Genomic DNA, 26,300 nt, shown 5'->3' on the forward strand with positions numbered 1-26,300 from the left:
CTAACACACTTTTCATCCTGAACTAAGCTTGTACTTCGTTTCGCGTAAAATGCGGTCATTCGAGGACAAGGAATGGAATTCAGAACATGTCAAAGGCACTGGGGTGCTGAGTATATTTCCGATGACGTTGTCCGCTTTCGCGTCTGGGCTGAAGGACAAAAAAATCTCACGCTGCGTCTTAATGATAACGACATTCCGATGGCTGCCAGCGGCAATGGCTGGTTCCAGGCTGACGTTCCGGGCATCAGGCATGGCGCAGAGTATCAGTTTGTTTTACAGGACGGCATGCCCGTTCCCGATCCTGCATCACGCGCTCAGAAAGGGGACGTCAACGGACCGTCGGTTGTTGTCGATCATCGCCGCTATACGCACGTTAACCGTGGGTGGAAGGGGCGTTCGTGGGAAGAGACGGTCATTTACGAACTGCATATCGGTACCTTTACCCCGGAGGGAACCTTCCGGGCGGCCATCGATAAGCTGCCGTATCTGGCAGAGCTCGGAATTACCCAGCTTGAAGTGATGCCCGTCTCTCAGTTTGGCGGTTCCCGCGGGTGGGGCTATGACGGCGTGCTGCTGTACGCTCCGCACGCCGTCTACGGTACGCCGGAGGATTTTCACGCGTTTATCGACGCCGCGCACGGGCTGGGGCTTTCGGTGGTACTGGATATTGTGCTCAACCACTTCGGCCCGGAAGGGAATTATCTGCCCTTGCTGTCGCCCGCATTTTTCGATGCGGATCGGATGACGCCGTGGGGCAACGGTATCGCATACGAGCGCGAGCCGGTGAGGCAGTACATCACCGATGCGCCGCTTTACTGGCTGACGGAATATCGTCTGGACGGGCTGCGCTTTGATGCCATCGACCAGATCAAAGACGCCTCGGATACGCACATTCTTGTGGAGATAGCCGAAAAGATCCGCGAGGCGATCCCGCACCGTCACGTTCACCTGACCACGGAAGACAGCCGCAACGTAATTTTCCTGCATCCGCGCGATGAACAGGGCAACGCGCCGCTGTTTACCGGCGAGTGGAACGATGATTTTCACAACGCCGCCCACGTGTTTGCTACCGGTGAGACGCACGCCTATTACCAGGACTTTGCCTTTGAGCCGGAGAAAAAATTCGCCCGGGCGCTGGCAGAAGGGTTTGTCTACCAGGGCGAGGTTTCGCTGCAAACCGGCGAATCCCGCGGGGTGGAATGCCACTCGCAGCCGCCACAATTCTTCGTCGATTTTATTCAAAACCACGATCAGACCGGGAATCGCGCCCAGGGGGAGCGGCTCATCACGCTGGCGGGCGCGGAGAAGACCCGCGTGCTGCTGGCGGCGCTGCTTCTTTCACCCCATATCCCGCTGCTGTTTATGGGCGAAGAGTTCGGTGAAACCCATCCGTTTCTGTTCTTCACCGATTTCCATGGCGAGCTGGCAAAAGCCGTGCGGGAAGGGCGCGCGAAGGAATTTACCGGCCATGCCGGGCACGATGAGAACGTCCCCGATCCTAACGATCTGAACACGTTCCTTCGCTCAACGCTCGACTGGGAAAAGCTGAAGCAGGAGGAGGGAAAATCCTGGCTGCGATTTACCCGAAGCCTGCTTACGCTGCGACATCGTCATATCGTCCCGCTGCTGCGCCAGGGCGGAACCGTTGAGGGCAAGATCCTGCACACGGCGCACGGCAGGGTCGCGGTGAGCTGGCAGTTCCAGCAGGGGACGCTGTCGCTGGCGCTGAATATTGGCAAAAAGCCTGCCCCAATGCCCGAACTGGCCGGAGAAACCCTCTTTAGCTGGCCGGAGGCGGGTGACGTTTTGCCGCCAAACAGTATTGTTGTTCGCTTTGCTGATGGAGAAGCCGCGTTATGATCCCTTCCGCCACGTACCGCATACAGTTTCGCAATGGCATGACATTTGACCGGGTGGTTGCTCTGATCCCGTATTTCCGCGATCTCGGCATTAGCCATCTCTATGCGTCACCTGTTTTTACCGCGACAACGGGTTCCACCCACGGCTATGACGTCACCGATCCCAACGAAATTGACCCCGCGATAGGCGGACGAGACGGTTTTAACCGCATGGCCGCGGCGCTCAGGCAGGCTGGCATGGGGCTGATACTGGATATTGTCCCTAACCATATGTCGACCTCGCTGGAAAACCGCTGGTGGCGAGACGTGATTGAGCACGGCAAACAGAGCCGCTACGCGCGCTATTTCGATATCGACGGGTCGCGACCGCTGACGCTGCCGTTTCTTGGTGATACCTTTGAAGCCGAACTGGAGAAGGGTGCCATTAGGCTTCATCGTGACAGTGTCACGAACAAGGCCGCACTGGTCTATTACGACACCGCCTATCCGCTCAACCCGGGCACCTGGGACGAGAACAAAAGCATCGCCGAACTGCACGAGGCGCAGAGCTGGCGGCTGATGTCATGGCGCGAAGCGCCAAAGCAGCTTTCGTGGCGACGCTTCTTTGAGATTACCGGGCTGGTCGGCGTCCGGGTTGAAGACGAACAGGTTTTTCACGACACGCACCGCCTGATCCTCGAGCTGGTTCACGACGGGACCGTTGACGGCCTGCGCATTGACCATATTGACGGGCTTGCGGATCCGCTGGGGTATCTGCAGCGCCTGCGCCAGGCCACGGGGCCAGACTGTTACATCACGGTGGAAAAAATCCTCGCGAAGGGAGAACAGCTCCCGGCCGACTGGCCCGTGTCCGGCACGACGGGGTATGAATTCATCGCGTCGCTGGCGGAGGTGTTGGTGGATGACAATAGCCTGGAGCGTCTGGAGAAAGTCCATAACGAGACGCTGGGGGTGACGGTCGATCGGCAAAACGCGCTGCGGGATGCCAAAGGGCTGATGACCGACCGCAACTTCGAAGGGGAATTCACCACGCTCCTCAACCTCGCCCGCGATTTGGCTCAGCATAATGGCGTTGAGATACAGACGGATGATATTCACCATGCGCTGCGCGAACTGCTTATCGCCTTTCCGGTTTACCGCACCTACGGGACGGCGGAGGGGTTAACGCCTGCTGACGTTACGCTGCTGAGCCGCGTTGTCGCCAGTGTGAACGCTTCGGAACCCGCGCTAAGCCTGATCGTGCGGGTTCTGACCGGCGATCTGCCGGAGCGTGACCGCGAGGCGGCCACCCTGTTCAGGACCCGTTTCCAGCAGTTGACCGGGCCGCTGATGGCGAAGTCCGTGGAAGACACGCTGTTCTTCCGCCACAACCTGGAGCTTGCGCTTAACGAAGTGGGGGCCGACCCGACGCCGCGCGCCTTCTCGCTGTCGCGTTTCCATCAGGAGATGCGCATCCGTCTTGCCCGTCAGCCCGACGCGCTGCTGGGCACCTCGACGCACGACACCAAGCGCGGGGAGGATGCCCGGGCGCGCCTGTACGCGCTGACCGAAGCGCCCGAGCAGTGGGGCGAAAATCTGGCCCGCTGGCGGCAGATGAACCAGACGCACGTGCGCTTCCTTAACGACGGCACCGCGCCGAACGCCGCTGATACCTGGATGATTTATCAGGCGCTGGCTGGCGTCTGGCCTGCCACGCTCTCACCTGACGACCGGGACGGGCTGCAAACCCTTGAAGCGCGCTTCCTGGGTTTTATTGAAAAAGCGCTGCGCGAGGCCAAACAGCGAACCGACTGGATCGACAGTAACGAGAGCTACGAAAACGTGGTGATGGACTATGTTCGTCATCTGCTGTCGCCCGGCAACACGCTGTTCCTGCATGATTTCAGTGAAACCTTACAGCCGTTTGTTCGCGCAGGCCTGATGAACAGCCTGAGCCAGACGGTGATAAAGCTTACCGCGCCCGGCGTACCGGACATCTATCAGGGCAGCGAAGCGCTCAACTTTAGCCTGGTTGACCCGGATAACCGACGCGAGCCGGACTTCGCCGCGCTGGTGCAAAACCTCAGTACGGCGAACCTCAGGGTATTTCACGACGAACAGTGCTGGCGGGACGGACGCGTGAAGCAGTATGTCACTGCCACGCTGCTGCGGCTGCGTCCGCACTACCCGGCGCTGTTCCGCTACGGCGACTGGCTGCCGCTTAAAGTGACCGGTGAGCGCGAGGAGCATCTTATTGCGTATGCGCGCGTGAAGGACGACGAGGCGCTGATAGTTGCTGTGCCGCGCCTGGTTTTCACCGTCACCGGGAACGAAAAACTGTGGGTCAATACCTCGGTAGCCATACCCGAAGAGCTGGTCGGGAAGCGCTATCGCGATGTGTTCAGCGGTGAAAGCCGTGTTCTGCAAGAGACGCTGGATCTCACGTCAGAAAAGGGATGTGTATTGGTTCTGCTTACCTGCGAATAATCGTGGAGAACGAAAATGGCAAAGGATAACAGGTTTGAAATTCGGGCCGGTCACGGCCAGCAGTTGGGCGCAAACTACGATGGAAAAGGCGTGAACTTTGCGCTCTTCTCCGCGCACGCAGAGCGGGTGGAGCTCTGTCTGTTTGACCCGTCCGGGAAAACGGAAATTGCCCGGCTGGAACTCCCGGAATATACCCATGAAGTCTGGCACGGCTACGTGCCCGATCTAAAGCCCGGCGCGCTGTACGGCTATCGCGTCTACGGACCTTATGACCCGGAAAACGGCCACCGCTTCAACCCAAATAAGCTGCTTATCGACCCGTACGCGCGTGAACTGGTGGGCGATATCGACTGGAACGACGCCCATTTTGGCTATGAGCTTGGGCATGATGAACTGGATCTCAGTTTTGATACCCACGACAGCGCGCCGTTCACGCCCAAATGCAAGGTTATCGATCCGGACGCCTTCGACTGGCAGGACAACAACCGGCCGGAGGTGCCCTGGCCGCATACCGTTGTCTACGAGAGCCACGTGAAAGGCTTCACCCAGATGAACCCGGCCATTCCGCCCGAACTGCGCGGGACGTTTGAGGGGATGGGACACAAAGCCTCGGTCGATTACATCAAGAGTCTTGGCATCACCTCGGTTGAGCTGCTCCCGGTTCACTGGTTCCCGGACGACCAGCATCTGCTTGACCGCGGGCTGAAAAACTTCTGGGGATATAACACGCTGGGCTTTTTCGCTCCGGCGTCGCGCTACTACGGCCCGGCGGGGATCCAGGGTTTCCGCGACATGGTGCGGGCGTATCATGATGCGGGCATCGAGGTCATTCTGGACGTGGTGTATAACCACACGGCGGAAGGCAACGAGCTTGGGCCAACGCTCTCGTTTAAGGGCATTGATAATTACAGCTATTACCGCACGCTGCCGGAGCAGCACCGGTACTACATTAACGACACCGGGACGGGAAACACGGTCAACACCTCGCACCCGCGCGTGCTGCAGATGGTCATGGACTCCCTGCGCTACTGGGCGGAATCAATGCATATTGACGGTTTTCGCTTTGACTTAGGAACCATCCTCGGCCGCGAGCCCGAAGGGTTTGATCCGCGCGGCGGTTTTTTCGACGCGGTCACACAGGATCCGGTGCTTTCTAAACTTAAGCTGATTGGCGAACCCTGGGATATCGGTCCCGGCGGCTATCAGGTCGGCGGATTCCCGCCTGGCTGGGGGGAGTGGAACGACAAATATCGCGACACCGTGCGCGAATACTGGAAGAGCGATAACGTCTCAACCGATTTTGCCGCCCGCCTGCTGGGCTCCGGCGATCTGTACGATCTGCGCGGTCGCCGTCCGTGGGCCAGCGTTAACTTCATCACCGCTCACGACGGCTTTACGCTGAATGACCTGGTGTCGTACAACGAAAAGCATAACGCCGACAACGGTGAGGACAATAACGACGGGCATAACGATAATCGCTCGTACAACTATGGCGAAGAGGGGCCGACGGAGAACCCGGATATTATCGCCACGCGCGAACGGCAGAAGCGTAATTTCCTGACCACGCTGCTGTTTTCCCACGGCACGCCGATGCTGCTGGCGGGGGACGAGTTTGGCCGCACGCAGAAGGGCAATAACAACGGCTACTGCCAGGACAGCGAGATCTCGTGGATAGACTGGAAGGGGCTATCCGAAAACGACGAGGCGCTGCGCGACTTTACCCGCCATCTCATTGCCCTACGCGCTTCACAGCCGTTACTGCGCCGTGAAAGCTGGCGCGACGGGCTGGAGATCCGCTGGTTTAATGCCGGAGGGGGGCCGCAGCAGGAGGAACAGTGGGATGAGGGCTCGACGCTCGGGGTCTCCATCAGCAGGCCGGATCTCAGGCAGGAGGACGGTATCTGGCACGATGTGCTGATGTTGTTTAACCCGTTTGAAGGCCCGGTGCCGTTCCAGATCCCGCAGTTTGGGGAGGGGGGATGGGTGCTTGAACTGTCTACGGCTGAAGATACTGCCGCCGGAACGGTTATCACCAAGGCCGTAGATTACGAACTGGCCGGACGCAGTATCTCGCTTTTCAGACGTCCTTAACTCACAGCGATGCCGCCGCCCGTGCGGCGGTATCATACAGGGAGGAGATCGTGCGCAGCAGCTGCGCGGTTTCCCCGATAGACGTTCCTGAAATACCGCTCTCTCCATGAATGTTAATCAGGCAGGCTTCCCGCACGTCGCGGTACTTCATGCATAAGGCTTTGCCTTCCACCGTGGTTGAGAAAAAGAGCTCCTTGCCCGCTTTCTCACTCGTCACATAGCCCGCTTTCACCAGTTTCTTTAGCGCATAGGTCACCACGTGTGTGTCCTCCACGTTCAGGACAAAGCAGATATCGGCCAGCTTTTTCTTGCGGTTGCGATGATTCACATGATGCAGCAGCGACACGTCAAACGCCCCCATATCCGGCTCGCCGGCAGCCGTCATGCAGCGCACCATCCATTTGTTAAACGCGTTGCTGGTCATGATCAGCGCGTATTCCAGCTCCGATAGCTCCGCACAGCGTTCCGACACCAGGTGGCGAGAGGAGACGATGCGGCCATCCGTAATATCGTCGTGGTTTGAGGCAACACTCTTTTTTGAGGTCATAACGTTCCTTAGCCAGAAATGTAAACTCATCGATAAAATAAGAACATTTTATTGATAAATTGTTTACATGTTTTTGAGGTTCAGATATAGCTTTTTAGCGCAGGTTTTGCGAAGCCTGCCAACAAAACACAACATCGCTCGCCGCAAATTAAAAAAATAGCCGTCGGCGCGCAACGCTCACTTTGGATAGGGTAAACGTTTATGGACGGTACTACGCTGTTGCCGCTGATCGGGATACCGATCGTGGTTATTGGTTTTGCACTGCGCTTCAACCCGCTGCTGGTGGTCGTGGTGGCGGGGCTGGCGACGGGTCTGCTGGTCGGGATGGATTTCGGCATGCTGCTGGAGACCTTCGGCGAGAAGTTCGTGAATAGCCGATCGCTGGCCACCTTCATCCTGATCCTGCCGGTGATTGGTCTGCTGGAATACTACGGGCTTAAAGAGCGCGCCCAGGCCTGGGTGGCGAAGATCGCCAGCGCCACCTCGGCGCGTATTCTGATGCTCTATTTTGTCGCGCGTGAAGGGACCGCGGCGCTGGGTCTGATGTCTCTTGGCGGCCATGCCCAGACGGTGCGCCCGCTGCTGGCCCCGATGGCCGAAGGGGCGGCGCTGAACGAATATGGCGAATTGCCGCAGCATATCCGCGACAAAATCAAAGCCCATGCCGCAGCGTGTGACAATATCGCGGTCTTTTTTGGCGAAGATATCTTTATCGCCTTCGGTGCGGTTCTGCTGATTGACGCCTTCCTGAAAGAGAACGGGATCCAGGGGATCGAACCGCTGCATATCGGCCTGTGGGCTATTCCCACCGCCATTGCGGCATTAATCATTCATATGACGCGCCTGCTGCGCCTGGATGCCAGCATTCGTCGCGACGTGATGGCCTGGCGTGCAGAGCAGGGTACACAGGAGGCCGCGCAATGATGACGCTTATCACCATTAACCGCGTGTACTACCTCATCGGCTTTGTCGTGATGCTGCTGGTCGTGATGACCCTGCGCGATCGCGCCAATCCGAAGCGTTTTACCACCGCGCTGTTCTGGTTTTTATTCGGCGGGATCTTCCTGTTTGGCGATCTGATGGTGCAGGAGCTGGGGAAATCGCTGGCGTACCGGATCATTGGCGGCGGCGTCATCGCTATCGCGCTGCTGGCGGGCTTTGGTCTGGTCGGGAAAGGGCACTATAAAATGGCCTCCGACGAGGAGCGCGTTGCCTCATCGAACCGGCTCAAAAACTGGCTGTTCCTGCCCGCGCTGATGATCCCGGTGGTGACGGTTATCGGGACGCTGTTCCTGAAGGACGTGTCGATTGGCGGCGTTTATCTTCTCGACCAGAAACAGCTTACCCTGGCGGCGCTGTGCGTGGCCTGCGTCGCGGCGATCCTCACCGGATGGTGGCTAACCAAGGGGACGCCGCTACACGCTATCCGCCAGTCTCGTCGTCTTGTCGACACCATCGGCTGGGCGGTGATCCTGCCGCAGATGCTGGCGATGCTCGGCGGCGTGTTCGTGGCGGCCAATACCGGCGATTCGGTGCAGAAAGTGGTCAGCCTGTTCGTGAACCCGGATAGCCGCTTCATGCTGGTGGTGATTTACTGCGTGGGTATGGCGCTGTTTACCATGATCATGGGTAACGCCTTTGCCGCTTTCCCGGTATTAAGTGCCGGTATCGCCTTACCGTTCCTGATTAACGTGCATCACGGCAACCCGGCACCGCTGCTGGCGATTGGCATGTACGCGGGCTACTGCGGCACGCTGATGACGCCGATGGCCGCGAACTTCAATATCGTTCCCGCCGCGCTGCTGGAGCTGAAAGACAAATATCAGGTGATCAAGATCCAGATCCCGACCGCGTTAACCCTGCTGGTGGTGAACGTGTTCTTAATGTATTTCCTCGTGTTTCGCTAAGGAGCTGATATGGAATTAACGCAACATCAGGCAGACGCGTTTGCCCGCATGCCTTTGACCTATTTGCGCCAGGAATATCCGAACCACATCATGCACCTGCTGAATGATGATGGCGATGTTCTGCCGCCTCGCGAGCTGCACCCCATTTTCTACGGCTGTTTTGACTGGCACTCGGCGGTGCACGGCTACTGGCTGCTGCTGCGCTGCGTGCGCCTCTATCCTGAGCTACCGTGTCGGAATGACATCGTCGCGCTTATCGACGAGCATCTGACCGACGAGAACGTGGCGAAAGAGCTGGCCTATTTCACCGCGCCGTTCCGCGCGTCGTTCGAACGTCCGTATGGCTACGGCTGGCTGCTGGCGCTGGCTCAGGAGCTGAAGCAGTCGTCGCTGCCGCAGGCTGCAGGCTGGTACCAGACGCTTGAGCCGTTAACCCAGGATATTCGCAGCCGGCTGGTGGATTATCTCAGCAAGCTCACCTATCCGATCCGCGTCGGGACGCACTACAACACCGCGTTTGCCCTCGCGCTGGCGCTCGATTACGGTCGCGCAGTCGGAGACAAGGCGCTTGAACAGGCGATTGTGGCAGCGGCGGAGCGGTTTTATCTCGCCGACACGCGCTATCCGGCTCATTATGAGCCCGGCGGAGACGAGTATATTTCCGGCGCGCTGACGGAGGCGCTGCTGATGAGCAAGGTGGCTGAAGACTTCCCGGCCTGGTTTGACGCGTTTCTGCCGGAGGTGGGCGCCGTTACGGCACTGATGAACCCGGCGGAAGTGAGCGATCGTACCGACCCGAAAATTGCCCATCTGGACGGATTAAACCTCAGCCGCGCGTGGTGTATGAAGCACATCGCAAAGGCGCTGCCGGAGAACCATCCGGGGCAGCAGGCGCTGCGTGATGCCGTGGCGAAACACCTGTCGGCGAGCGTCGAGCACGTGGTGGGCAGCCACTACAGCGGCGGGCACTGGCTGGCAAGCTTTGCGCTGCTGGCGCTGGAGTAAACTAACGAGCCGTCTTTTTTGCCGGGTGGCGCTGCGCTTACCCGGCCTACATTGTAGGCCCGTGCAAGCGTAGCGCCGCCGGGCGAATCAGGCTGATGCCCGAACGGCGGCGTGCAGTCGGCTCAGGCTAAACAACACCGACCCGGCCGAGGCTACCACCGCAGTCCACAGCGCAAAGTGAACGGCCTGGTCCGAGCCCGTCGTCGCGGCCAGCCAAACACCCACCACGGCCGCCCCCAGACACTGCCCGAAGGTCCTGACGATAGACAAGACCCCGGATGCATAGCTGGCATTCTCCCGCGCCACGTTAGCGAGCATTTCCCGATTATTGGGGCTCTGGAAGCAGCCAAACCCAATACCGCACACCAGACTGCGCAGGCAGATATCCCATGTGAGAGGGCTTGCCGGTAACGTCGCCAGCAGGATCAACCCAACGGCAAAAATCATCAGCCCGATGGTGGAAATCAGCGGCGCGGGAATTGTATCAGCCCAGCGCCCCGCGTGAGGGGCAATCAACACGATACCAATCGGCCAGGGCGTGAACAGAAGGGCCGATTCCAGCGGGCTGTAGCCATACACGCTCTGAAACAGAAACGGCAGCGCGATAAAGGTGATGCCCTGGCTGACAAACGACGCAAGTGAGGTGAGGGCGGCGAGCGTAAAGCGACCGTTGCGAAAGATAACGGGGGGCAGCAAGGGGCTTTGGACGCGGCAAATATGCCAGATGAAGGCGGCGGTGCTGAGCAGGGCAATACCCGCCCAGAACGCCGCCTCATGGCTGACGTGCTGGAAACTGTTCGCTGTCATGATTGTCGAACCTAACAGCATCGCCGAGAGCACCGCACCTGCGGTGTCAAAGGGCGTTTTACTGGAAGCCGAACCCCGCGGTAGTGCCTTCCAGGCCAGCAGCAGTGCGACACTTCCCGGAATAATGTTAATTGCAAACAGCCATTCCCAGCGCAGCGCCTCCAGGATCGTGCCGCCCAGCACCGGCGCTATGGCCGTGCTGGCGGCAATCAGCAGGGCGTGCAGCCCCAGAACCCGGCCAAGCAGTCGTCCAGGGAAAACGGAGCGCAGTATCGCCGGGGCAATACTCAACGTGGCCGCACCCCCTATGCCTTGCAAAACGCGCATCCCGATCAGCATGTCGGGCGTCGTCGCCAGCGCGCAGCCGAGGGAGGTAAGCGTGAACGTCGCAAGACCCGCCAGAAACACCGGGCGATAGCCCATGCGCGCTGCCAGCGCCGCGAAGATAGCCAGCGTCATCGCCGCCGACAGCAGGTAACCGTTGGCAAACCATACTGCGACATTCGCAGAGACCTGCATCGCGCTCGCCATGGAGGGCAGCGCTACGTTAATCATGGTGCCATCAAAGACGCCCATCAGCGTGGTGGTCATCAGCGCGACCATGACCCGGGCACGTTCATGTCCCGGTAATCCCTCATCGCCGGGCTGGTTTGAAAACAGCGTCATGATATTTACTCCAGAAAAGAATAGTGATGACGAAACTATAATCATGGGGTATACAAGGCGGAAGACGCAGCCTGTGCATTCATTCGTTGCGTATAACGCCTTATATGAGGAGATAACGTGACCGATCCTGATTTCAATTTGCTGGTTGCCCTCGACGTTTTGCTGGCTGAAGCCAGCGTAGCGGCTGCGGCGCGGCGTCTAAACCTGAGCACCTCCGCCATGAGCCGAACGCTTAGCAGGCTGCGTGAAGTGACCGGCGATCCGATTCTGGTTCGGGCCGGGCGTCACATGGTGCTGACGCCCTGGGCAGAAGCCACCCGGGACCGGGCCAGAAACGCCGTGCACGAGGCAAGGGCGGTGCTCCAGCCCTCCACCGAGACGCTTAACGTCCAAACTCTGGCGCGACTTTTCACCATTCGGGCAAATGATGGCTTCGTGGTGGCCTTTGGTCCTGCCCTGATTGCCGCCGTTGCCGCGGCTGCCCCTGAGGTTTGTATCCGATTCGCACCGAAGCCTGAAAAAACGTCGCGGTACCTGCGTGAGGGGCTGGTTGACCTGGAAATTGGCGTACAGAGCAACATGGGACCGGAGATACGTTTGCAGCGGTTATTTCAGGACCGGTTTGTGGGTGCGGTACGCAAAGGACATCCGCTGGCCGCGCTGTCGGCAATCAGCATCAACGATTATGTGTCATGGGGCCATGTGGTCGCCTCGCCCGACGGTTCGTTACACGGCTTTGTCGATGACGTTCTGGCGGAACAGAGTATGAAACGTAAAGTGGCCAGCGTGGTGCCGGGCTTCCCGACGGCGTTATCCGTGGCGCTGGCGTCCGATCTCATTGCGATGGTTCCCGCACTGTATCTGCGCAATCAAACCATGACGGAAAATTTGCACGTCTTCGAACTGCCGTTTAAAGCCCGGACCATTACGGTTTCCCAGATGTGGCACCCGCGAATGGAGCAGGATCCGGGGCACCGATGGTTGAGAGAGAAAGTGCGCGAAGTCTGCCAGGTTGCGCAGTGAGCCTTAGCGCGTTATCGCCTTTGGCACGGACAAGATAAACCGCGTCGAGCGAGCGTCAGATTCCACACGCACTTTCCCATGATGGGCAACCACAATGGATTTGACGATGGCAAGCCCGATCCCGCTGCCTTCGCCTTTACGTTGCCTGGACGGATCCACCCGATAGAAGCGGTCAAACAGTCTCGGCAAATGCGTTTCCGGGATGGGCGTGCCGGGGTTTTCAATCATAAGAACAAAATAGCTATCTTGTTCTGTGAGTGAGACAGTCACAGCCTGTCCTTCCGGCGTATAGCGCAGGGCATTGGATAATAGGTTATTTATTGCTCGCCTGAACATCTGGGGATCACCTTCAACCAGGCAGGGCATCCCGTTGAATTTCAGCGTGATGTTGCGCTCTTCCGCCCAGGCTTCGAAGAAATCGAAAACTTTCATCACCTCTGCACGTAAATCAAACATGATCCGGTCAGGGATCAGCTGGTTATTATCCGCCTGCGCGAGAAACAGCATGTCGCTGACCATGCGGGTCATCCGGGTGTACTCTTCAAGGCTGGAATAGAGCACGTCTTCAAGCTCTTTCTGGGTCCGGTTCTGGCTTAGGGCAATCTCGCTTTGCGTCATCAGGTTGGTGATAGGGGTTCTGATTTCGTGCGCGATATCGGCAGAAAAATTGGCCTGACGGGTAAAGACATCCTCAATTTTTTCAATCATATGGTTGAAGGAGATCACCAGCTGTTCCAGCTCAACAGGCACGCGGGACGGCTCCAGCCGCACATCCAGATTTTCAGAGGTGATATTTTTGATAGCGGTGCTGACGTTACGTAGGGGCAGGTGTCCCTGGCGAACCGCGATGCGGATGACAAGAATAATCAGCACGCTGATAACAGCGGCAATCACGAGCAGATTCTTTTTCAGCGCATCGAGGTAATGAAGATGAAAATTGATGGAAAGCCCGATAAGCATGACGTAGTTCTGCGTTTTTCCCTGAAATGCAGCCGTTCCAGAAGAGGCGATAATTCGGTAGGTTTCCATTTTCATTTCGGGGCCGGAATGCGCGGGCATGGACGGATCTTCTACCGTCCAGAGAAACACATCCTGCGCGCGGCGGTGTGTGCCAAAATCCGCCGTATTTACCGCAGGGCGTAATGCCGCGCCTTGCGCTGAACTGAACAGTTCATTCCCATGAGGATCCAGAAGCAGCACGGCGACGTTGCGGTAACTGGCAATCGACTCTTTGATTTTACTGACCTTTCGTTCATCGGGATCGGCCGGTGACTGCAGTATGCGGTGCATTGCGGTGCTGATTTGCTGCAGATCGCTAATATCCTGTTCGGCAAAATGCTTTTCAACCGAATGCAGCATAAACCAGGTAAAAGCGAAAAAAGCGAGGATCGTAGAGAGGCTGATAAAAAACGTCAGCCTCAGGGCTAGAGAGAATGGACGTCTGGCGGGCTTATTATGCATCCGGCGCCTCCAGCATATAGCCGACGCCGCGGACGGTCTGGATCAGTTTCGGCTCATAATCATTATCTATTTTGGCGCGCAGGCGCTTAACCGCGACGTCGATGGCGTTGGTGTCGCTGTCAAAGTTCATGTCCCACACCTGCGAAGCAATCAGGGAGCGGGGCAGGACTTCGCCCTGATGCCGGATGAAAAACTCCAGCAGGCTGAACTCTTTGCTGGTTAACAGAATACGGTTTCCGGCGCGGGTGACCTTCCGGGAGATGAGATCGATCGTCAGGTCCGCCACGTTGAACTGGCTCTCGGCTATCGCCGTATTACCGCGCCTTAGCAGCGTTCTCACCCGAGCGAGAAGCTCAGCAAACGCGAAAGGTTTTACCAGGTAATCATCTGCGCCCAGCTCAAGCCCCTTAACCCGGTGTTCAATCGTGCCGAGGGCCGTCAGTAACAGTATCGGCATTCCTTTCCCGGCAGAACGCAGCATGCGGACGATATCCCAGCCGTTCACGTCTGGCAGCATGATATCCAGAATCAGCAGATCATACCCGGCGGTCATGGCGAGATGATATCCGTTCAGGCCATTGTCAGCGTAGTCCACCACAAAGCCCGCCTCCGTCAGCCCCTTGCTGAGGTATTCGCCTGTTTTAATCTCGTCTTCAACGATCAGTATTTTCATCTTGCTCCCCTGACTGGCTGCTAGCGACATTCTATTGCGCCGAAGGTCGTAATCAACGGCTTACGCTAAAAATGACAACATTGTCATTATCCTGTCACCGGGCAAACAGGATGATTTCGTTAGAGTAACCCTGGTAACACTCTGGACTTCATTGGAATCATTTACCAGGTCTGCCTGGACGAGAAGCGTTATGTTCACCTTAAAACGACTTAGCATCAGCACCATTTTCCTCCTTGCAGGCTGCGTCTCCCTGGCACCTGAATACCAGCGCCCCGCGGCACCGGTCCCTCAGCAGTTTTCACTGTCTCGCAACGGTCTGATGCCTGCAGCGCAGAATTATCAGGACAGCGGATGGCGCAACTTTTTTGTCGATCCGCAGGTGACAAGGCTGATCGCCGAGGCCCTGCGCAATAATCGCGATTTACGCATGGCCGCCCTGAAGGTGGAAGAGGCCCGGGCGCAGTTCAACGTCACGGATGCAGACCGCTATCCGCAGTTGAATGCGTCGTCAGGTATTACCTACAGCGGCGGGCTGAAAAGTGACAAGCCAACATCTCAAGAGTATGAGGCGGGACTTGAGCTTAGCTACGAACTCGATTTTTTCGGCAAGCTCAGGAACATGAGTGAGTCTGACAGACAAAACTTTTTTGCCAGCGAAGAGGCGCGCAGGGCGGTACATATTCTGCTTGTCTCCAGCGCGTCGCAGAGTTATTTCAGCCAGCAGCTGGCCTACAAACAGCTGCGTATTGCGCGCGAGACGCTGAAAAATTATCAACAGTCTTATGCTTTTGTAGAGCAACAGCTGGTGACGGGCAGCACGAACGTCCTCGCGCTGGAGCAGGCTCGTGGGCAAATCGAAAGCACCCGCGCGGAGATTGCCAAAAGAGAAGGCGAGCTGGCGCAGGCCAATAATGCCCTGCAGTTAGTCCTGGGCACGTATCGCGCGCTCCCGACAGAAAACGGTGCGAGCGATCGCGCTCTGACACCCGTTAATCTGCCGCCCAATCTGTCTTCAGACATCCTGCTTCAGCGCCCGGATATCATGGAGGCGGAGTATCAGCTGAAAGCGGCTGATGCCAATATTGGCGCTGCGCGAGCCGCTTTCTTCCCCTCCATTTCGCTGACCAGTGGACTTTCAACAAGCAGCACGGCGTTATCCAGCCTTTTCACACCGGCAAGCGGGATGTGGAATTTTTTTCCTAAAATCGACATTCCGATTTTCAATGCCGGAAGGAATAACGCCAACCTGAAGCTGGCAGAAATTCGCCAACAGCAGTCCATTGTGAATTACGAACAAAAAATTCAGGCTGCATTTAAAGAGGTTGCTGATGCACTCGCCCTGCGTGACAGCATCAGCAAGCAAATTGATGCGCAGCAGCGTTATCTGGATTCACTGCAAATAACCCTTCAGCGCGCCAGAGGATTATATGCCAGCGGCGCGGTGAGCTATATCGAAGTGCTTGATGCAGAGCGCTCTCTTTTCACCACACAGCAAACCCTTCTCGACCTGATCAATTCCAGACAGGTGAATGAAATTAATCTCTACACCGCACTGGGTGGCGGCTGGGTTGAATAAATTATTTATCATTTAACAGGACAATGAATATGCGTAATTCTATTAAAGCCGTTGTATTTGGTGCTCTCTCCGTGATGTTTTCTGCTGGCGTTCAGGCTGAAGTTCACCAGCATGGTGAGATGACCGCTGCCAGCGACGCCGCTTCAGAGCAGGTAATCGAAGGAACCGGCATTGTGAAGGACATTGATCTCGCCAATAAGAAAATCACTATTTCTCATGATGCTATCCCGGCGGTGGGTTGGCCCGCGATGACCATGCGCTTCACCTTTACCCAGGCTGACGAGACTATTACGGCGTTAAAAGTGGGTAGCCAGGTTAATTTTTCGTTTGTGCAGCAGGGCAATATCTCTTTACTGAAGAGCATTAAATAGCGAGAAATAGCATGGCGTCTTTTAAAATAAAATATGCTGCAATGATTATTTCCAGCCTCATCGCGGGCGGGCTGATTTCAGTGACGGCCTGGCAGGCAATGCATTCAGTGGATAAAACAGAAAAGACAGTACCCGAGCGAAAGGTACTTTTCTGGTATGACCCGATGAAGCCAGACGTTAAATTTGATAAACCCGGTAAATCACCTTTTATGGATATGGACCTGGTGCCGAAATATGCGGATGAAGACGACGAGAAAAGCAGCGCCGGTATTCGTATTGATCCGACGCAGGTTCAGAATCTGGGACTAAAAACGCAAAAAGTCACGCGAGGGAAGCTGAATTATTCCCAGACCATCCCGGCGAACGTTAGCTATAACGACTATCAGTTTGTCATTGTGCAGGCACGCGCTGAAGGTTTCGTTGAGAAGGTGTACCCGCTGACAACGGGCGACCATGTGAAAAAAGGCACACCGCTGATTGATATCACGATCCCGGACTGGGTCGAAGCGCAGAGTGAATTTTTGCTGTTATCCGGCACCGGCGGAACGCCTACCCAGATTAAAGGGGTGCTTGAGCGGCTGCGGCTGGCAGGCATGCCAGACGATGATATACAAAGGCTGCGCGCAAGCCGAACGATTCAGACCCGATTCACCATTAAAGCCCCCATCGACGGGGCGATCACCGCGTTTGACCTGCGCACCGGAATGAATATTTCAAAAGATAAAGTGGTGGCACAGATTCAGGGGATGGACCCCGTCTGGATCAGCGCAGCCGTCCCTGAGTCCATCGCGTATCTCCTGAAAGACACGTCGCAGTTTGCTGTTTCCGTACCGGCTTATCCGGACACATCGTTCCCGGTTGAAAAATGGACCCTTCTGCCGAGCGTGGACCCGGCCACTCGCACGCTGCAGGTGCGTCTGCAGGTGTCCAATAAAGATGAACGTCTGAAACCGGGTATGAACGCTTATCTGAAACTGAATACTCAAAGCCAGGACATGCTCCTGATCCCGTCTCAGGCCGTTATTGATACCGGCAAGGAACAGCGCGTGATTACGGTCGATGCGGAGGGGCGTTTTGTGCCGAAACCGATCCACGTGCTGCACGAATCTCAGCAACAGTCCGGTATTGGTTCAGGCCTGAATGAAGGGGAGTCGGTGGTGGTCAGCGGTCTGTTCCTGATTGACTCTGAGGCCAATATTACCGGTGCGCTGGAGCGCATGCGGCATCCTGAAAAACCTGTCGACACGCATGCTGGTCACTAAGGAGACGACGATGATTGAATGGATTATCCGGCGGTCAGTCGCCAATCGTTTTCTGGTGATGATGGGGGCGCTGTTTCTCAGCGTCTGGGGAACCTGGACCATCATCAACACGCCGGTCGATGCCTTGCCCGATCTGTCTGATGTTCAGGTGATTATTAAAACCAGCTATCCCGGCCAGGCTCCGCAGATTGTTGAAAACCAGGTGACGTATCCGCTCACCACCACCATGCTGTCGGTGCCGGGCGCAAAGACCGTGCGCGGGTTTTCCCAGTTTGGTGATTCCTACGTGTATGTCATATTTGAAGATGGGACAGATCTCTACTGGGCCAGGTCGCGCGTGCTGGAGTATCTGAATCAGGTGCAGGGTAAACTGCCCGCCGGGGTGAGCGCTGAAATCGGAGCTGATGCCACGGGCGTGGGCTGGATATTTGAGTATGCGCTGGTCGATCGCAGCGGAAAACACGATCTCGCAGAACTGCGATCTCTTCAGGACTGGTTCCTCAAGTTTGAACTGAAAACCATTCCGAACGTGGCCGAGGTGGCGTCGGTCGGCGGCGTGGTGAAGCAGTATCAGATCCAGGTCGATCCGTTAAAACTGGCCCAGTACGGCGTAACCCTCCCTGAGGTTAAGCAGGCCCTGGAATCGTCCAACCAGGAAGCAGGGGGCTCATCCATCGAAATCGCGGAAGCGGAGTATATGGTTCGCGCCAGCGGTTATCTCCAGACTCTTGATGACTTCAATAATATCGTCCTGAAAACCGGGGAGAACGGGGTACCCATTTATCTGCGTGATGTTGCTCGCGTGCAGACGGGGCCGGAAATGCGGCGCGGTATTGCCGAACTAAACGGGCAGGGGGAAGTCGCCGGGGGCGTCGTGATCCTGCGTTCGGGCAAAAATGCGCGTGAAGTCATTACTGCGGTGAAAGATAAACTGGAGACGCTGAAGGCCAGTCTGCCGGAAGGCGTTGAGATAGTGACCACCTACGATCGCAGTCAGCTAATCGACCGGGCAATCGACAACCTGAGTTCCAAGCTGCTTGAAGAGTTTATCGTGGTGGCCATCGTCTGCGCCCTGTTCCTCTGGCACGTCCGCTCTGCGCTGGTCGCCATCATTTCTCTGCCGCTCGGCCTGTGTATTGCCTTTATCGTCATGCACTTCCAGGGGCTGAACGCCAATATTATGTCGCTGGGCGGGATCGCCATCGCCGTCGGCGCAATGGTGGATGCCGCCATTGTGATGATTGAAAATGCGCATAAACGGCTTGAGGAGTGGGATCATCAGCATCCCGGAGAGCAGATTGATAACGCCACCCGCTGGCAGGTGATCACCAACGCCTCCGTGGAGGTTGGCCCCGCGCTGTTTATCAGCCTGTTGATCATCACCTTATCCTTCATTCCGATTTTTACCCTTGAAGGGCAGGAAGGGCGGCTGTTTGGCCCGCTGGCCTTCACGAAAACGTACGCCATGGCGGGGGCGGCCGCGCTGGCTATCATCGTCATTCCGATTCTGATGGGGTTCTGGATCCGCGGGAAAATCCCTGCGGAAACCCGTAATCCCCTGAACCGGCTGCTGATTAAAGCCTATCACCCGTTACTGCTCAGGGTGCTCCACTGGCCTAAAACTACCCTGTTGGTTGCGGCGTTATCCATCTTCACGGTTATCTGGCCTTTAAGTCAGGTGGGCGGTGAGTTTCTGCCGAAGATCAATGAGGGCGATCTGCTGTATATGCCGTCGACCCTGCCGGGCGTCTCTCCGGCAGAAGCGGCGGCGCTATTACAGACCACGGACAAGTTAATCAAAACCGTCCCGGAAGTGGCTTCCGTGTTTGGTAAGACGGGTAAGGCTGAAACCGCAACAGATTCCGCGCCGCTTGAAATGGTTGAAACGACCATTCAGCTCAAGCCGGAAGACCAGTGGCGGCCGGGCATGACGATTGACAAGATTATCGATGAACTGGATCAGACGGTTCGTTTGCCGGGGCTTGCCAATCTCTGGGTGCCGCCCATCCGTAACCGCATTGATATGCTCTCAACCGGGATCAAAAGTCCGATAGGGATCAAGGTGTCTGGCACCGTTCTGTCGGATATCGACGCAACGGCGCAGAGCATTGAAACGGTAGCCAAAACCGTGCCGGGCGTGGTCTCAGCCCTGGCTGAACGTCTGGAAGGGGGACGCTACGTTGATGTGGATATCAACCGTGAAAAAGCCTCCCGCTACGGCATGACGGTGGGCGATGTGCAACTGTTCGTCTCCTCCGCCATCGGCGGCGCGACGGTAGGGGAAACGGTAGAAGGCGTGGCCCGGTATCCGATCAATATCCGCTATCCGCAGGATTACCGGAACAGCCCGCAGGCGCTGAAGGAGATGCCGATCCTGACGCCGATGAAGCAGCAAATCACCCTTGGCGATGTGGCAGAGATTAACGTCGTTTCCGGTCCCACCATGTTGAAAACGGAAAATGCCCGTCCCGCCAGCTGGATTTACATTGATGCACGGGGCAGGGATATGGTGTCGGTGGTAAACGACATTAAGACAGCCATCAGCCAGAAGGTAAAACTGAGGCCGGGAACCAGCGTCTCATTCTCTGGACAGTTTGAATTACTCGAGCATGCCAATAAAAAACTGAAGCTGATGGTGCCGATGACGGTGATGATCATTTTCATTCTGCTCTATCTGGCCTTCCGCCGCGTGGACGAAGCCTTGCTGATTCTGATGAGCCTGCCGTTCGCACTGGTTGGAGGGATATGGTTCCTGTACTGGCAGGGCTTCCATATGTCTGTCGCAACCGGAACCGGGTTTATCGCCCTGGCTGGCGTCGCGGCTGAGTTTGGGGTAGTCATGCTGATGTATCTGCGTCAGGCCATTGAAGCGCACCCGGAGTTGTCTCGTCGTGAAACGTTCACCGAGCAAGGGCTTGATGACGCCCTTTATCATGGCGCCGTGCTGCGCGTGCGGCCAAAGGCGATGACCGTTGCGGTGATCATTGCCGGTCTGCTGCCGATTCTGTGGGGTACCGGTGCCGGGTCAGAGGTCATGAGCCGGATAGCGGCGCCCATGATTGGCGGGATGATCACGGCGCCGCTGTTATCGCTGTTTATTATTCCTGCAGCGTACAAGCTGATCTGGCTGCGCAGGCATAAAACGGCGACAGCATTTGCTGAAGATGACAGGGGGTACAACACCTGATAAATTAGCTATTCAATAACCTATTCACATAGTGATTCACAATAATGACAGACCGTTCTGAAACGATACGACAGCTGCTGAGACAAGGCCCCACATCAGTAAGGCAACTTACTGATATTATGGTAATTAGTCAGCCAACCATCTCGCGAGCGATGAAAGCGCTTGGTGATGAGGTTGTTCGAATTGGCACCGGTCCATCTATTCACTATGTGCTACGCGATGTGTTTCGGGGGTTTAGTTCAGCCCCCATTTACCGCATAACAGAAGAGGGACAGATCAAACCGCTGGGTAGGCTCATTCCGGTTTATCCAGACGGATTTGTGATGGAACAAACGGACAACGTGTGCCTTCATAGCGATGGACTCCCCTGGTGGTTATTTGACATGCGACCTCAGGGGTATCTGGGACGCGCGTATGCTTCCCGGTATTCATCCGAGCTTGGCCTGCCGGCAAATCCAGAAAACTGGGCCGACTCAGATGTGATCAGGGCCTTGCTGGCTCATGGGCACGATGCAGTGGGGAACCTATTAATCGGTGAACAGGCGAGGAATCATTTTGTAGAGATGCCGCTGCCTGTTGCGGTGGATCGGGCGACGGCTTACCCGTCGTTGGCTCTGGCCGTGAGTTCCGGAGAGGCACCGGGTTCGTCCGCTGGAGGTGAGCAACCCAAATTTTGCACTTATACCGAACGCGGTCACGTCATCGTGAAATTCACGGCTGCAGACGATAACCCCATCAGTGAACGCTGGCGAGATTTGCTACTGGCTGAACATCTTGCGCTAAGCGTGCTTGGTGTCGAAACCGAGGTGTTTGATTTCGCAGGGCAGCGCTTCCTTGAGATCCCTCGCTTTGACCGTATTGGCCAACTTGGCCGAAAAGCTCTTTTTTCTTTGCGGGCTCTGGAGGCGGAATTTGTAGGCCGAGCGAGAGAAGCCTGGCCTGTTCTGGTTAATGAACTGGTGAAGCAGGGATGTGTTCACCCTAACGCGGCGACCGGCACGGCACGACTTTGGGCGTTTGGGATGCTGATCGGCAATACCGACATGCATCATGGCAATCTGTCGTTCATCAGTGCTCATGGACGTCCGTATCATCTTGCGCCAGCCTACGACATTCTACCTATGGGGTTTGCGCCCAAGTCAGGTGGCGAAATAGTGAATACACTTCGTCCGGCAACGCTACATGATGCGATCGATGGGGAAACCTGGCGTGAAGCGCTGGAGCTGGCTGAGCGATTTTTTGCTTTAGTCCGCGATTGCGACCGTTTCTCTGCCAGCTTTGCACCTTGTTTGACGGCGTTACGCGCACATCTTGACGAGGCGAGGTCAAGGATATCGCGGCTGGGATAATGAGCATTAATCCCGCCAGGTTAGGGCGGGGTTTTAGGCGTTTAATAGGGCAGAAATTAATAACTTATTGGTTTAGTAGAGAGTCGATATGTGACCATAATACATCATTTAACATAATATACATTATGCGCACTAAAATGGATTAAGGCAAAATCCAGCATTTAATGGTCATCCTTGTCCTCGTCAGCGAACGTGCCCAACCCCACATTATCAAGCATTCAATCCACCGTCATCACGCTCCGCTTCTATACTCCATATTTCACCACGACTTACTGGAGGCTCAAATGTTTGACCATGTTAAATTTGGCGTAAGTGATTATGAAAAAAGTAAAACCTTCTTCCTCGAAGCCCTGCGGCCGCTTGGCGTAAACATTATCGATGAAGGCACGCCAGACTACGGCGTTGAAATGAGTTCCGGCGATGTTTCACTTTGCCTGTATCAGACACATGATAAGCCCGCATCATTGCATATCGCCTTTGTCGCCACAACGCGTCAGCAAGTTGATGACTTTTACAATGCCGCATTACGCACTGGCGCGCAGGATAACGGCGCGCCGGGATTACGATCCTACGGAAAAAATTATTATGCCGCATTTGTCATTGCGCCCGATGGTCATAACATCGAGGCGGTTTGTCATGCTCCTGAAAGCGGCTTATCGGACTGACGCTACCGCTACTTCGGTGATCTGTATGCATGACTCCCCTTGATCCTGCATGATAATGCCTGTTATGTTTATTCTCACTGTAAAAAAGCAATTATCGTGCAATAACATGCATCATCACTCACAGAGGTAGATATGACTCAACAGTTGATTTTAATCGCCGGACCCTATCGTAGCGGCACGGATGGTATTCAGGAACGTATCGATGCCAATCTTGCAAGATTAGAAAACGCAGCGCTTGCGGTCTACGAACGTGGGCACATTCCGGTCATTGGTGAATGGCTCGCCCTGCCGCTGGCGAAGGCCGCGGGGTCAACCTCGTTGCATGATGAAATCAGTGAAGCGATGCTGTATCCCGTTGCCCATCGCCTCATTGGTAAATGCGATGCGATTTATCGCATTGCAGGCGCATCGAAAGGCGCAGATATGGATATTGAGGTCGCGCGTAAGCGTGGTCTTCAGATCTATACCAGCTTAGAGAGCATTCCTCAGGCCTGACGGAATACCCATCAGCGTTCGTAGCTATCATTTATGTCCTGCGTGATTTCGGTCGCGGTAACCAGGACATTATTGAAGCGCAATCCCTCAACGCCCGATATTTTCCCAAACTCGGTGGCATCGACGGAAATATCGTCCAGCGTTAACCCGCAGACAGGACGGTCCGGATAGCCTTCGATAAAAAACGCACGAGAGAATAACTTGCTGTCTGGACGGCGCGCAGTGATATTGCTAAGCGTCAGGTGGCTCACTTCAGTCAGGCCCGCCTCTCCTTCTACCCCTTCAGCCAGCTTGCGCCAGTGCTCGGGCTTATCCATCAGATTTCCACTATCGCCGTAGCTGTACTGCGGAAACCAGTTCAGTTGGATAAGTACGGGGAAACGCACATTCTGGAGCTGCAAATTCCGCACCGTGATGTGACGGATAAACCCGCCGCGATTGCGGGCTGACTTAATGCGAAACCCAACTCCCGTGCCGTTAAAACGGTTGTTTTCGATCAGTACGCGCTCAATCCCACCGGAGGTTTCACTGCCAAGGGTGATGCCGGATCCCTTGTTCAATATGCATTCCCGAATAACAATGTCCCTCGCCGTACGGGATTTTTGCGCGGCTTCGCGCCCGCGGCCCGCCTTAATGCAGATATTGTCGTCATTGCAGGAAACCGTACAGCGCTCAATTCGAACCTGCTCGCAAGAGTCAATGTCGATGCCATCAGTGCTTGGCCCTGCAGAATTTATGATACTCAGGTTCTCGACTGCCACATCGCGGGAATAACAAAGGTGAACATTCCAGAAACCGGACTCGCAGCTGGTGAAATCCCTGAGCAGGATATTCTTACTTTCATACACCAGAACATTGCGTGGCCGCAGGCAATCATAGTCCACCACCCAGCGTAAACCGCTGGCGCTGTAGTCCCCAACCATACCGCCGCGTTCATCATCTCCCCAGAATCGCTGCCACCAGATCCGCCCTTGCCCATCCAGGCTACCCGTTCCGGTGAGGCTAACGTTCTGCGCGTTAATTACGTTGATCATGCCTGCTGGCCACCGCATATCAATGCCGGCAACCCGAGTGTCGATTAAGGGGTAATCTTCCAGGTGTTGGCTGCCTAAAAGCACCGCACCTTCCGCCAGATGCAGCGTGATGTTGCTTTTAAGAAAAATGGCACCGGTAAGGTAACGTCCTGCGGGGATCACCACGCTGTCGCCAGGCTGCGCTTTCGCAATAGCCTGCTGGATAGCCGTCGTTGAAATACGTTCTGCGCTCGGATCTGCCCCGAACGTTAAAATTGAAATGTCTGCCATGGAATCCCTTATACTGTTGAAAATCAGCAGTATAAGAAATCGCTTAATCAATAACCTTTACCGTAAGGACAGCCTGACCAAAAAGCTGGCAGAAAACCGGTTATTCATGTGTCCGATCAGAGGTTTTAACGATCGTCACGCCCTTCTCTGTTATCGCATTTATCCAGGCCCGATCCGTGCCATCTTCCACAACCATCGTATTCGCCAGCGACACATCGCCGATCGCAAATGACGAGGCGGTATTAATCTTTTCAGGAGAAGCCAGCACAATGGTCTCCGCGGCTCTGCCGGCAAATGCACGTTTGATGCATGCCTCCTCGAAATCGCCGGTCGTCAGCCCTGCTTCCGGGTGAATGCCCGTTACCCCCATAAAGAACAGATCCGCATGTATGTTCCCAATGCCTTCGATGGCTGCCGCACCTACGGTGACAATCGAGTGCTTATACAGACGTCCGCCGATCAGGATAACGTCAATCAAAGGGTGCTCGACCAGACCCAGCGCAATACCCGGGCTGTGCGTGACGACGGTAATCTGCAGGTCTGGGGGCAAAAACGTGATTAATTCAGCGGTGGTCGTGCCACCGTCGATGATGACCACTTGTCCTGCCGAAATCAGCTGAGCGCCTTTTCTCGCAACGTTTTTCTTCGCATCCATTTTCACGGTTTTACGCTCGGCAAAGGGGACTACCGCCGACGATGCCGGCAGCGCACCGCCGTGCACGCGCTGCAAACGCCCCTCTGCCGCCAGCTCGCGGAGATCGCGCCGGATGGTATCTTCAGATACTGAAAAATGGACGCTGAGTGCCGTCGACTGTACCTGACCCTCCGCTTCGAGTTTTTCCAAAATCAATTGTTTTCGCTGACTGGTGAGCATCGGACTTTCCTGATGTTGCATGTTTTATCTTGAGGGTGCACGATAGTGCTGTTTATGATCTTAACTCTACGTAAGGAGAGACGAACGTGCAATCAAAACGCGCAGATATCCGCATTATCGACAGCGAAACCCTATCCGATAACTGGTACATCCTGAAAAAATTTACCTTTGATAAACGACGCCGCGACGGCGAGTGGCAGCGCCAAAGCCGGGAAGTGTACGACCGGGGCAACGGAGCCACCATACTGCTCTACAATCGCGACCAAAAAACGATCATCCTCACCCGCCAGTTCCGCTTCCCGGTATTTATTAACGGCCACGAAGGCGATCTGATAGAGGCCGCTGCCGGGCTGCTCGACAATATGGATCCTGAAAGCCGTATCAAAGCGGAAGCCGAAGAAGAGACCGGGTTTACGGTGTCGCGCGTAGAGAAAATTTTCGAAGCCTATATGAGCCCTGGCTCGGTAACGGAAAAGCTCTATTTCTACCTGGCGGAATATCACCCTCGGGATCAAACCGGCAAAGGTGGCGGAATCAAGTCAGAGGGTGAAGATATCGACGTGCTGGAAGTGACGCTGGACGAGGCGCTCCGCGGCATTGAGACCGGCCAAATTGTAGACGGCAAAACCATCATGCTGATTTACCACGTCGCCCTGAAAGGGATCCTATAAACATCGCGTTGTCAGATACCTGCCGCTGTGCGGGTATTTGT

Annotated in this window: 21 protein-coding genes; 15 read left to right on the forward strand and 6 right to left on the reverse strand. The window is 55.9% G+C overall.

Annotated features, from left to right (window positions below; all coding sequences use genetic code 11):
- The first annotated feature begins 72 nt into the window (after positions 1-72).
- Genes treZ through glgX form a run of 3 tightly spaced genes read left to right on the forward strand, consistent with a single transcriptional unit; the run spans position 73 to position 6,416 of the window.
- A complete protein-coding gene (gene treZ, locus KK102_RS01350; RefSeq protein WP_216356763.1) occupies positions 73-1,860 on the forward strand; it encodes a malto-oligosyltrehalose trehalohydrolase in 1,788 nt (595 codons plus the stop codon).
- Complete coding sequence (gene treY / locus KK102_RS01355; protein ID WP_216356764.1) at positions 1,857-4,325, forward strand: malto-oligosyltrehalose synthase; 2,469 nt, start codon at positions 1,857-1,859, stop codon at positions 4,323-4,325. Before treZ ends, treY begins: the two co-directional genes overlap by 4 nt.
- 15 nt (positions 4,326-4,340) lie before the next feature.
- Entirely contained in the window at positions 4,341-6,416 is a 2,076-nt protein-coding gene (glgX, locus tag KK102_RS01360; protein ID WP_216356765.1) for a glycogen debranching protein GlgX, read from the forward strand.
- Position 6,417: 1 nt separating this feature from the next.
- On the opposite strand, the gene KK102_RS01365 is transcribed toward glgX, so the two are convergent.
- A complete protein-coding gene (locus tag KK102_RS01365) occupies positions 6,418-6,963 on the reverse strand; it encodes a winged helix DNA-binding protein (protein ID WP_216356766.1) in 546 nt (181 codons plus the stop codon).
- Between the two features lie 201 nt (positions 6,964-7,164).
- Here KK102_RS01365 and KK102_RS01370 point away from each other — a divergent pair, with 201 nt between their 5' ends.
- Genes KK102_RS01370 through KK102_RS01380 form a run of 3 tightly spaced genes read left to right on the forward strand, consistent with a single transcriptional unit; the run spans position 7,165 to position 9,875 of the window.
- Complete coding sequence (locus KK102_RS01370; protein WP_008501655.1) at positions 7,165-7,887, forward strand: DUF969 domain-containing protein; 723 nt, start codon at positions 7,165-7,167, stop codon at positions 7,885-7,887.
- Positions 7,884-8,870 (forward strand): DUF979 domain-containing protein, encoded by a 987-nt coding sequence (locus KK102_RS01375; RefSeq protein WP_126544702.1) that lies wholly within the window; start codon positions 7,884-7,886, stop codon positions 8,868-8,870. Before KK102_RS01370 ends, KK102_RS01375 begins: the two co-directional genes overlap by 4 nt.
- Positions 8,871-8,879: 9 nt before the next feature.
- Positions 8,880-9,875, forward strand: a complete 996-nt coding sequence (locus KK102_RS01380) for a DUF2891 domain-containing protein (protein WP_216356767.1) — start codon at positions 8,880-8,882, stop codon at positions 9,873-9,875.
- Between the two features lie 87 nt (positions 9,876-9,962).
- Here KK102_RS01380 and KK102_RS01385 read toward each other — a convergent pair whose 3' ends face one another.
- Positions 9,963-11,348 carry an MFS transporter gene (locus KK102_RS01385; RefSeq protein WP_216356768.1) on the reverse strand — a complete coding sequence of 462 codons (1,386 nt, stop codon included), beginning with the start codon at positions 11,346-11,348 and terminating at the stop codon, positions 9,963-9,965.
- 117 nt (positions 11,349-11,465) lie between these two features.
- Between KK102_RS01385 and KK102_RS01390 the strand changes: the two genes are divergently transcribed.
- Positions 11,466-12,371 (forward strand): LysR family transcriptional regulator, encoded by a 906-nt coding sequence (locus tag KK102_RS01390; RefSeq protein WP_010431230.1) that lies wholly within the window; start codon positions 11,466-11,468, stop codon positions 12,369-12,371.
- A 3-nt stretch (positions 12,372-12,374) separates the two neighbouring features.
- Here the strand turns inward: KK102_RS01390 and KK102_RS01395 are convergent, their stop codons facing one another.
- Positions 12,375-13,832, reverse strand: a complete 1,458-nt coding sequence (locus tag KK102_RS01395; RefSeq protein ID WP_216356769.1) for a Cu(+)/Ag(+) sensor histidine kinase — start codon at positions 13,830-13,832, stop codon at positions 12,375-12,377.
- The gene (locus KK102_RS01400; RefSeq protein ID WP_126544697.1) at positions 13,825-14,505 is read right to left on the reverse strand and encodes a copper/silver response regulator transcription factor; all 681 of its coding nucleotides are present in this window, start codon (positions 14,503-14,505) and stop codon (positions 13,825-13,827) included. The genes KK102_RS01395 and KK102_RS01400 overlap by 8 nt, the downstream gene beginning before the upstream one ends.
- Positions 14,506-14,695: 190 nt before the next feature.
- Here KK102_RS01400 and KK102_RS01405 point away from each other — a divergent pair, with 190 nt between their 5' ends.
- From KK102_RS01405 to KK102_RS01435, 7 genes are all read left to right on the forward strand, one after another.
- Complete coding sequence (locus KK102_RS01405) at positions 14,696-16,081, forward strand: efflux transporter outer membrane subunit (RefSeq protein WP_216356770.1); 1,386 nt, start codon at positions 14,696-14,698, stop codon at positions 16,079-16,081.
- A gap of 29 nt (positions 16,082-16,110) precedes the next feature.
- Entirely contained in the window at positions 16,111-16,452 is a 342-nt protein-coding gene (cusF, locus tag KK102_RS01410) for a cation efflux system protein CusF (RefSeq protein WP_126544695.1), read from the forward strand.
- An 11-nt stretch (positions 16,453-16,463) separates the two neighbouring features.
- Complete coding sequence (locus KK102_RS01415) at positions 16,464-17,714, forward strand: efflux RND transporter periplasmic adaptor subunit (protein WP_126544694.1); 1,251 nt, start codon at positions 16,464-16,466, stop codon at positions 17,712-17,714.
- A gap of 10 nt (positions 17,715-17,724) precedes the next feature.
- Positions 17,725-20,901, forward strand: a complete 3,177-nt coding sequence (silA, locus tag KK102_RS01420; protein ID WP_216356771.1) for a Cu(+)/Ag(+) efflux RND transporter permease subunit SilA — start codon at positions 17,725-17,727, stop codon at positions 20,899-20,901.
- Between the two features lie 44 nt (positions 20,902-20,945).
- Positions 20,946-22,250 (forward strand): type II toxin-antitoxin system HipA family toxin YjjJ, encoded by a 1,305-nt coding sequence (yjjJ, locus tag KK102_RS01425; RefSeq protein ID WP_216356772.1) that lies wholly within the window; start codon positions 20,946-20,948, stop codon positions 22,248-22,250.
- Positions 22,251-22,534: 284 nt separating this feature from the next.
- Positions 22,535-22,915, forward strand: coding sequence for a VOC family protein (locus KK102_RS01430; RefSeq protein WP_216356773.1), 381 nt, complete (start codon positions 22,535-22,537; stop codon positions 22,913-22,915).
- 132 nt (positions 22,916-23,047) lie between these two features.
- Positions 23,048-23,410 carry a TIR domain-containing protein gene (locus tag KK102_RS01435; RefSeq protein WP_126544690.1) on the forward strand — a complete coding sequence of 121 codons (363 nt, stop codon included), beginning with the start codon at positions 23,048-23,050 and terminating at the stop codon, positions 23,408-23,410.
- 11 nt (positions 23,411-23,421) lie between these two features.
- On the opposite strand, the gene KK102_RS01440 is transcribed toward KK102_RS01435, so the two are convergent.
- Positions 23,422-24,714, reverse strand: coding sequence for a glycoside hydrolase family 28 protein (locus KK102_RS01440; protein WP_126544689.1), 1,293 nt, complete (start codon positions 24,712-24,714; stop codon positions 23,422-23,424).
- 100 nt (positions 24,715-24,814) lie between these two features.
- Entirely contained in the window at positions 24,815-25,588 is a 774-nt protein-coding gene (locus tag KK102_RS01445) for a DeoR/GlpR family DNA-binding transcription regulator (RefSeq protein WP_216356774.1), read from the reverse strand.
- A gap of 86 nt (positions 25,589-25,674) precedes the next feature.
- Between KK102_RS01445 and KK102_RS01450 the strand changes: the two genes are divergently transcribed.
- Positions 25,675-26,259: an NUDIX hydrolase gene (locus tag KK102_RS01450; RefSeq protein ID WP_126544687.1), complete on the forward strand. Its 585-nt coding sequence runs from the start codon at positions 25,675-25,677 to the stop codon at positions 26,257-26,259.
- Positions 26,260-26,300 lie beyond the last annotated feature (41 nt).

The sequence above is a fragment of the Enterobacter quasimori genome (assembly GCF_018597345.1).
Classification (GTDB): Bacteria; Pseudomonadota; Gammaproteobacteria; order Enterobacterales; family Enterobacteriaceae; genus Enterobacter; species Enterobacter mori.

Bases quoted from the DNA above. Each gene is read 5' to 3' on its own strand.
- treZ (WP_216356763.1), top strand. From the start codon at position 73: ATGGAATTCAGAACATGTCAAAGGCACTGGGGTGCTGAGTATATTTCC.
- treY (WP_216356764.1), top strand. From the start codon at position 1,857: ATGATCCCTTCCGCCACGTACCGCATACAGTTTCGCAATGGCATGACA.
- glgX (WP_216356765.1), top strand. From the start codon at position 4,341: ATGGCAAAGGATAACAGGTTTGAAATTCGGGCCGGTCACGGCCAGCAG.
- KK102_RS01365 (WP_216356766.1), bottom strand. From the start codon at position 6,963: ATGACCTCAAAAAAGAGTGTTGCCTCAAACCACGACGATATTACGGAT.
- KK102_RS01370 (WP_008501655.1), top strand. From the start codon at position 7,165: ATGGACGGTACTACGCTGTTGCCGCTGATCGGGATACCGATCGTGGTT.
- KK102_RS01375 (WP_126544702.1), top strand. From the start codon at position 7,884: ATGATGACGCTTATCACCATTAACCGCGTGTACTACCTCATCGGCTTT.
- KK102_RS01380 (WP_216356767.1), top strand. From the start codon at position 8,880: ATGGAATTAACGCAACATCAGGCAGACGCGTTTGCCCGCATGCCTTTG.
- KK102_RS01385 (WP_216356768.1), bottom strand. From the start codon at position 11,348: ATGACGCTGTTTTCAAACCAGCCCGGCGATGAGGGATTACCGGGACAT.
- KK102_RS01395 (WP_216356769.1), bottom strand. From the start codon at position 13,832: ATGCATAATAAGCCCGCCAGACGTCCATTCTCTCTAGCCCTGAGGCTG.
- KK102_RS01400 (WP_126544697.1), bottom strand. From the start codon at position 14,505: ATGAAAATACTGATCGTTGAAGACGAGATTAAAACAGGCGAATACCTC.
- KK102_RS01405 (WP_216356770.1), top strand. From the start codon at position 14,696: ATGTTCACCTTAAAACGACTTAGCATCAGCACCATTTTCCTCCTTGCA.
- cusF (WP_126544695.1), top strand. From the start codon at position 16,111: ATGCGTAATTCTATTAAAGCCGTTGTATTTGGTGCTCTCTCCGTGATG.
- KK102_RS01415 (WP_126544694.1), top strand. From the start codon at position 16,464: ATGGCGTCTTTTAAAATAAAATATGCTGCAATGATTATTTCCAGCCTC.
- silA (WP_216356771.1), top strand. From the start codon at position 17,725: ATGATTGAATGGATTATCCGGCGGTCAGTCGCCAATCGTTTTCTGGTG.
- yjjJ (WP_216356772.1), top strand. From the start codon at position 20,946: ATGACAGACCGTTCTGAAACGATACGACAGCTGCTGAGACAAGGCCCC.
- KK102_RS01430 (WP_216356773.1), top strand. From the start codon at position 22,535: ATGTTTGACCATGTTAAATTTGGCGTAAGTGATTATGAAAAAAGTAAA.
- KK102_RS01435 (WP_126544690.1), top strand. From the start codon at position 23,048: ATGACTCAACAGTTGATTTTAATCGCCGGACCCTATCGTAGCGGCACG.
- KK102_RS01440 (WP_126544689.1), bottom strand. From the start codon at position 24,714: ATGGCAGACATTTCAATTTTAACGTTCGGGGCAGATCCGAGCGCAGAA.
- KK102_RS01445 (WP_216356774.1), bottom strand. From the start codon at position 25,588: ATGCTCACCAGTCAGCGAAAACAATTGATTTTGGAAAAACTCGAAGCG.